The organism is Schnuerera sp. (assembly GCF_035459645.1).
In the GTDB taxonomy this organism is placed as follows: Bacteria; Bacillota; Clostridia; order Tissierellales; family Tepidimicrobiaceae; genus Schnuerera.
The window spans coordinates 1-6,476 of the sequence record NZ_DATHXO010000536.1 but is presented as its reverse complement, the minus strand read 5'-3'; the positions used below and the strand labels follow the sequence as shown (position 1 = coordinate 6,476).

Sequence of the window (6,476 nt, the reverse complement as noted above, 5' to 3'; positions counted from 1 at the left end):
TTATTCTTTTTTGAATAATCTAATAAAGCTGATTTAATAGCTTGTTCAGCTAAAACCGAACAATGTATCTTTACAGGTGGTAGTCCATCTAAAGCTTCTACAACTTTTTTATTAGTTATTTCCATTGCTTCTTCTATAGTTTTTCCTTTAATCAACTCTGTCGCCATACTAGATGAAGCTATTGCAGATCCACAACCAAAGGTTTTAAATTTAACATCTAAAATAATTCCGTCTTCTATTTTTAAATACATTTTCATTATATCTCCACATCGTGGATTGCCAACTTGTCCAACTCCATCAGCATTTTCTATCTCTCCAACATTTCTTGGATTCTGGAAATGTTCCATAACCTTTTCTGAATACATTTATTTGACCTCCTTAATATTCTCATATAAAGGTGACATAGATCTAAGTCTAGCCACAATTTCTACTAATTTTTCCACCACAAAATCAACCTCTTCTTCTGTGTTAAAATCTCCTAAAGACAATCTTAAAGATCCATGAGCTATTTCATGAGGTAGACCTATAGCTAATAATACATGAGATGGTTCCAATGTTCCAGATGTACAAGCAGAACCACTTGAACCAGCAATCCCTACCATATCTAAACTAAGTAATAAAGATTCCCCTTCAATAAATTCAAAGCATATATTAACATTTCCTGGTAATCTTTTTGTAGGATGCCCGTTGAGTCTAACATAATCGATCTTTTCAAATATTTTATTAATCAACCTATCTCTTAATCTAATTAATCTAGTATTTTTCTCATCTAAATTTTCATAGGCTATTTCTATAGCTTTACCCATACCTATTATCCCAGGAACATTTTCTGTACCTGCTCTTCTACTTCTTTCTTGGGCTCCTCCTGAAATTAAAGGATCGATCTTTACTCCTTGTCTAATAAATAAAGCTCCTATACCCTTTGGCCCATAAAATTTATGAGCTGCTAATGATAATAAATCTATGTTCAACTCATCTACATCTATTTTTATATGACCTACTGCCTGGACTGCATCTGTATGGAAATAAATATCATTATCTTTAGCTATTTTCCCAATCTCCTTAATAGGTTGAATAGTGCCTATTTCATTGTTTGCAAACATAATAGAAATTAGTATAGTTTCATCAGTGATAGCCTTTTCTAATTGTTTTAAATCAACAATCCCATATTCATCTACATCTAGATAAGTTACCTTAAATCCTTGTTTTTGTAGATATTCGCATGTATGAAGTATACCATGATGTTCAATTTTTGAAGTAATAATATGATTTCCTTTTTTTCTATTAGCAAAAGCAACTCCTTTAAGTGCCCAGTTATCAGCCTCAGAACCACCTGCTGTAAAAAAAATTTCATTAGTTTTTGCATTTAAAGCTTTTGCTACCTTTTCCCTTGAAATCTCTACTGCATTTTTAGATTGGCTCCCCAAAGAATATATACTTGATGGATTCCCATATTTAGTACTAAAAAAAGGCAACATTTCATCAAGAACTTCTTGCTTAACTGGAGTAGTAGCTGAATTATCCATATATATTTTTTTCCCCATAACGTTTCCTCCTAAGCCTCTGATTTTTTTGATTCCATATCTACTTGTTCATTTAGCATATCCTGTAATGATATAGAATCAATAACTTGATTTATACTATCTCTTATTTGTATCCAAACCAACTTAGTAACACAATTATCTTCTTTTTCACAACCATTAGCATTTTCAATAACACAATCAGCTGGAGCCATATCACCTTCAAGTACTCTAAGTATACTTCCAACAGTAATATCTTTCGGAGACATAGCTAACATATACCCACCTTGTGCACCTCTAACACTATTTAATAGACCAGCTTTTCTTAAAGTAGAAACTAATTGTTCTAGATAGTTTTCTGATAGCTCTTGTGCATTAGCAATACTACTTAAAGGTATAGGTCCTTCACCATAATGGAGTGCTAATTGAAACATAGCCTTTAATCCATATCTTCCCCTAGTAGATAATCTCATTTAACCACCTCTTTTAATTCCAACTAAACTACTTGGTATTCTTTTATTAGTATAATATACCCTAGTATCTTTGTCAACATTCAATTAATTAATGCCTAAAATAAAAAATGCTTCCTGGGAAGCATTTTTTATTTTAATCTTTCATTAATTAAATATGGTAAAATTTTTTCTTGTTCTTAATCATCTGGATATAATTGTCCAAATTGAGGTGGAAAAAAGTCAGGCAATGGCAAATAATCAAAGTTGTCACAAACATCTTCTGGACTAAACTCTTCACAGAATTCAGGTGGTGGACAATATCCAAGGGTTGGGACCAATAATTGAACAGTTCCTACTACCTTTACTATAATAAATACACCTACTGCAAAGGTTAATGTATCTTCAGTTTGAATAGGTTGCCCCAGTACCTGGGAACTAGTTTCTACTACTATTCTAAATTCAAATTCGTCCCTGGAATCTGGAATAAATAGTATAATATCTTTTAGTATATCTGGTAAAAATCCTTCTATCTCCTTACCTTCTGTAGTTATTATTTTAAAAGGAATCCTTAATGTAAATCTCACTCTTTTAAAATTAGGTGTACTATCAATATCAGTTACTACTAATGTATTGGGAACTATAAAGCCTGGTTTGAATTTTATGTCTTCAAATGTCTTACCCTTTAAATCTACTTCTATTTGAGGGAAGCATTCTCTCTGTTGACAGCTAGCAAATACTTTATCTACTATAACACAGTCTGTATCCATAACTTCTAATATTTTCCCTAAATCTTCAACATTTAATTCTTCCATCTATTTCACTCACTCTATAATTTAACTTTCAATTACATATTATGAACTAAGAATGTATTTGTGCTATTTTTTACTAGTATAGGAGGGATTTAAATGAAATTTTTTTAAATTTTAATCAATTGGCTATAAATTCCCATGAAGAATCTATTTTATTCTGTTTAGGACCTGAAAGAGATATTGAATATAGATTATTCAATGATTTCAACACTCTAATCGATAAATTACAGCTCAATAAAAATAAAGTTCTAAAATATTCTATAGCTATTGACAATATGGATAAAATCCATTTAGTTGCTTTAATGAATTCTGGAGAACTAAATTATTTTATTTATGATAATGGTAATTGGTCTAACACGATAATTGCTAAATTTGATTTACAGTCAAAAGTATATGGAGACATATATATATTTGGAGAAGAAAATAATATCAATATAATATATAGTTATGCCAATTTAATTAACTCTAAATTATGGACCATTCAACATGTAATAGGTTACAATAATACTTGGAATCAATATAGTGTAATAAAATTTGCCTCTCATAGGAATTCTGCTGCCTATGTTATTGATAAAGATACATTAGGAAATATACAATTGCTATATGGTTCTATAGAAGATTATACTTCTCAAATTTATCATACTTTCTATAACTTTTACGCCAAAATTTGGAATCCAAGTCCTTCAAAATTAACTACATCCAAAATAAATAAGGTAAGTCCTTATATATTTGTAGACACAAAAAACCATATCCATTCATTATGGCTAGAATCTTTGGATAATAACCATATACTAAAATATAGTAAACTTAATACCTTAGATGGGAAAAAATATATTTGGAAGCAAATAAAAATCCCATATATATCCGATTGTTACAATTATCCGATTATGTTTGAAGAAAACAACCTTCTCAAAATTGCATATATTAAATCTGATACCATTGGTTACTTATATTCAGCAGATTATGGTGATACTTGGTATGAAGGAGATAGTTTCAATACTGACTTTTCTAATATCAACCTTATTAAAGTATCTAAACATGATTCAGCGTATAAAAATATTAAAGTTAATCATATATACGCCTTATTAGAAGAAAAGTTGAACTTCCTCTTCTTGGATTCTATTAATTCTTCAAATGTTGCTTATTCTAATTTAAAAAAAGATTACGAAAAATCTTCTTTGGAAAATAATAAATTAGAAGAAATAGAAACTAAAATTGAAAACATTTTAAATAACCAAGAAACAATAAATGATCTTTTATTAAAAAATATAGATTCTCAAAAACGAGTAGAAGTAAATATACAATCCCTAATAGATATATTGTCAAATAAAAAAAATTCTTTATTTGAAAAGCTATTTAAATGGTAATTTTCTCTATTTTTTTGTTACCACTCTTTCGTTCTACTAAATAAACACCCTCTATTTCAGCATTAATTTTTTTGGCTTCTTTTTTTATGATATTGAAATATCTTATATTCTTAAATTTAATCGAATAACTACATCCAGCTTTTATTCCACACGGCGTGGAAATAAGCTGGAAATTTTTATATCCTAATTTTTCTAAAATTGAAAAAGTATAAACTGCCATATTTTTTGATTTAAATACAATAATATAATATTTGTAATCCATGTTTATATTCACTCCTTCCATATTATAAATATATTCATCGCTAATATAGGAGTTACATATTTTTGCCAAAACCATAAAATGAATTAGGGACAAAGAAAGGAGAAAATTTTATGAACAATTATTATAAAAAGTATATCTATGAATTCATTAAAAAAAGAATGGAGAAAAACAAACTAAAAACACCTAATGGTGTTTCTATAATCGCCTGTACTAATAAACCTCATGTGATGTTAGTATATAAGTATGGACACTAAATAAGGTTTTTTATATACTACTAAATGAGGAAGGAAGTGTCCATAAAATGTCTAAAAGAAAAACTTATACAGATGAATTCAAAATAATGATTGCAGAGTTAGTATTATCAGGAAAAACAGTTAGGGAAGTAGCAGACGAATATGGCCTAAGCCAAACAGCAATACGTAATTGGGTAAAGAAGAAAACACCGATAGATGTAAAGGGAGATACCACAAATCTTGAAGAAATTCTAAAAATCAAGAAGGAAAATGCAAGACTTAAGGAAGAAAATGATATATTAAAAAAAGCTATGGCCATATTCGCAACCAAATAAATCCTGATATTATATTTGAAATAATAAAAGCTAATTCTAAGGAACACAGCATAGATACTATGTGCAAGGTGCTAAAATATCCTAGAAGCACCTATTATGATAAGCATAAGGAAAAGCCTGGAAACAAGTGGAAAACTCTTAATAAGAAGCTTAGAGAAGATATTCTAACAATCTATAATAATAGTAACAAAATCTATGGAGCCCCTAAAATTCGCAAAGAGTTGATGAAAATGGGCTATGAAACTATTAGCATTAAGCGGGTTCAAAGGCATATGAAAAAATTAGGAATCAGATCAATTGTGGTTAAAAAATATAGGCCTTATAGAGCCAAAAAGGTATATGAACAAGGTGAAAACCTATTAAATAGAGACTTTTCTACAACGAAGATAAATGAAAAATGGGTCGCTGATATTACATATATTCATACTTTAAAGGATGGATGGAATGCAGGGTGTCCAAATAAATGGACAGGGATAATTGCTTTTGTTTTATTAGTAATCTTATTTTCTATTTTATTTACATCAATATTGTAGCTTTCTTCATCTATATCAACAAAAACAGGTGTTGCTCCTACTTGAGATATAGCCTCAGCAGTAGCAAAGAAAGTAAAAGGTGTTGTTATCACTTCATCACCTTTGCCAATTCCATAGGCTTTAAGAGCTAAAAATAATGCATCAGTACCATTAGCAACTCCTATGCCATAGTTAGTGCTGGTAAATTCCGCTATTTCTTTTTCCAATCTACTTACGTTTTCACCTAGTATGAAATTACCACTATCTATTACTTTTTGTATAGCTTTATCTATTTCATCTTTAATATATTTATATTGTGCTCTTAAATCTATTAATGGTATATTCATCTTACTCCTCTCCATTCTAAACATATAAACAGACCATATATATTATCGTATTATAAAATTATGCATTAGTAATTAATAATGTTACAATTATACCTTTATCATATAAAAACCTTTGCCATAATATATGACAAAGGCTAATTATCAACTTGATAGATAGATTCTACTACCTCTACCTAATATTAATTTATTGAATTTTTTAATTCCTTCTTCCTTCCCAATAATAGAGCCTTCCCCTATTATTGAGTTTTCAATTGAGTTTCCAACTCCCCTAATAGTGCAACCATCAAATATAATAGAGTTTTCCAAATTTGATTTTTCAATATTAACTTTATCCCCTATTGATGTATAAGGTCCAATATAAGAATATTTAATTATAGTATTTTCTCCTACAATTATAGGACCTCTTACTAGGCTATTATATATAGCTGATCCTTTCCCAAGGATTATTTTTCCAGATACATGAGAATTAACTACTTCACCAATTATATTGTTTTCAATAATAGATAGTCTACCTATATTTTCTCTTATTACATCTATTGGGGTGCCTATATCTCTCCAGTTTTCTTTTAATACCTGATAATCTATGTTATATCCATTGTCTAATAACCATCTTATTGCATCAGTTATTTCATACTCCCC

At 29.2% G+C, this 6,476-nt stretch carries 11 protein-coding genes; 4 read left to right on the top strand and 7 right to left on the bottom strand.

Annotation, left to right across the window (positions count from 1 at the left end):
* The 4 genes from nifU to VK998_RS12525 all read right to left on the bottom strand — a co-directional run.
* The coding region (nifU, locus tag VK998_RS12540) for a Fe-S cluster assembly scaffold protein NifU (protein WP_325228899.1) at positions 1-365 on the bottom strand (365 nt) is incomplete at its 3' end.
* The gene (gene nifS, locus VK998_RS12535) at positions 366-1,544 is read right to left on the bottom strand and encodes a cysteine desulfurase NifS (RefSeq protein WP_325228896.1); all 1,179 of its coding nucleotides are present in this window, start codon (positions 1,542-1,544) and stop codon (positions 366-368) included.
* 11 nt (positions 1,545-1,555) lie between these two features.
* On the bottom strand, positions 1,556-1,993 hold the full coding sequence (locus tag VK998_RS12530) for an RrF2 family transcriptional regulator (protein WP_325228894.1): 438 nt from the start codon (positions 1,991-1,993) through the stop codon (positions 1,556-1,558).
* Between the two features lie 176 nt (positions 1,994-2,169).
* Positions 2,170-2,784: a hypothetical protein gene (locus tag VK998_RS12525; protein WP_325228891.1), complete on the bottom strand. Its 615-nt coding sequence runs from the start codon at positions 2,782-2,784 to the stop codon at positions 2,170-2,172.
* A gap of 119 nt (positions 2,785-2,903) precedes the next feature.
* Between VK998_RS12525 and VK998_RS12520 the strand changes: the two genes are divergently transcribed.
* A complete protein-coding gene (locus VK998_RS12520; protein WP_325228889.1) occupies positions 2,904-4,148 on the top strand; it encodes a hypothetical protein in 1,245 nt (414 codons plus the stop codon).
* Here the strand turns inward: VK998_RS12520 and VK998_RS12515 are convergent.
* Complete coding sequence (locus VK998_RS12515) at positions 4,138-4,410, bottom strand: putative Se/S carrier protein (protein WP_325228886.1); 273 nt, start codon at positions 4,408-4,410, stop codon at positions 4,138-4,140. The genes VK998_RS12520 and VK998_RS12515 overlap by 11 nt on opposite strands.
* Positions 4,411-4,520: 110 nt before the next feature.
* Between VK998_RS12515 and VK998_RS12510 the strand changes: the two genes are divergently transcribed.
* From VK998_RS12510 to VK998_RS13085, 3 genes are read left to right on the top strand one after another with little or no spacing between them, the layout of a single operon-like run.
* Positions 4,521-4,664 carry a hypothetical protein gene (locus VK998_RS12510; protein ID WP_325228883.1) on the top strand — a complete coding sequence of 48 codons (144 nt, stop codon included), beginning with the start codon at positions 4,521-4,523 and terminating at the stop codon, positions 4,662-4,664.
* A 47-nt stretch (positions 4,665-4,711) separates the two neighbouring features.
* On the top strand, positions 4,712-4,978 hold the full coding sequence (locus VK998_RS12505) for a transposase (protein ID WP_025640467.1): 267 nt from the start codon (positions 4,712-4,714) through the stop codon (positions 4,976-4,978).
* Positions 4,979-5,037: 59 nt separating this feature from the next.
* A complete protein-coding gene (locus VK998_RS13085; protein ID WP_414713612.1) occupies positions 5,038-5,511 on the top strand; it encodes an IS3 family transposase in 474 nt (157 codons plus the stop codon).
* Here VK998_RS13085 and VK998_RS12500 read toward each other — a convergent pair.
* Complete coding sequence (locus VK998_RS12500; protein ID WP_325228879.1) at positions 5,400-5,837, bottom strand: DegT/DnrJ/EryC1/StrS family aminotransferase; 438 nt, start codon at positions 5,835-5,837, stop codon at positions 5,400-5,402. The genes VK998_RS13085 and VK998_RS12500 overlap by 112 nt on opposite strands.
* Before the next feature lie 141 nt (positions 5,838-5,978).
* The coding region (locus VK998_RS12495) for a hypothetical protein (protein ID WP_325228876.1) at positions 5,979-6,476 on the bottom strand (498 nt) is incomplete at its 5' end.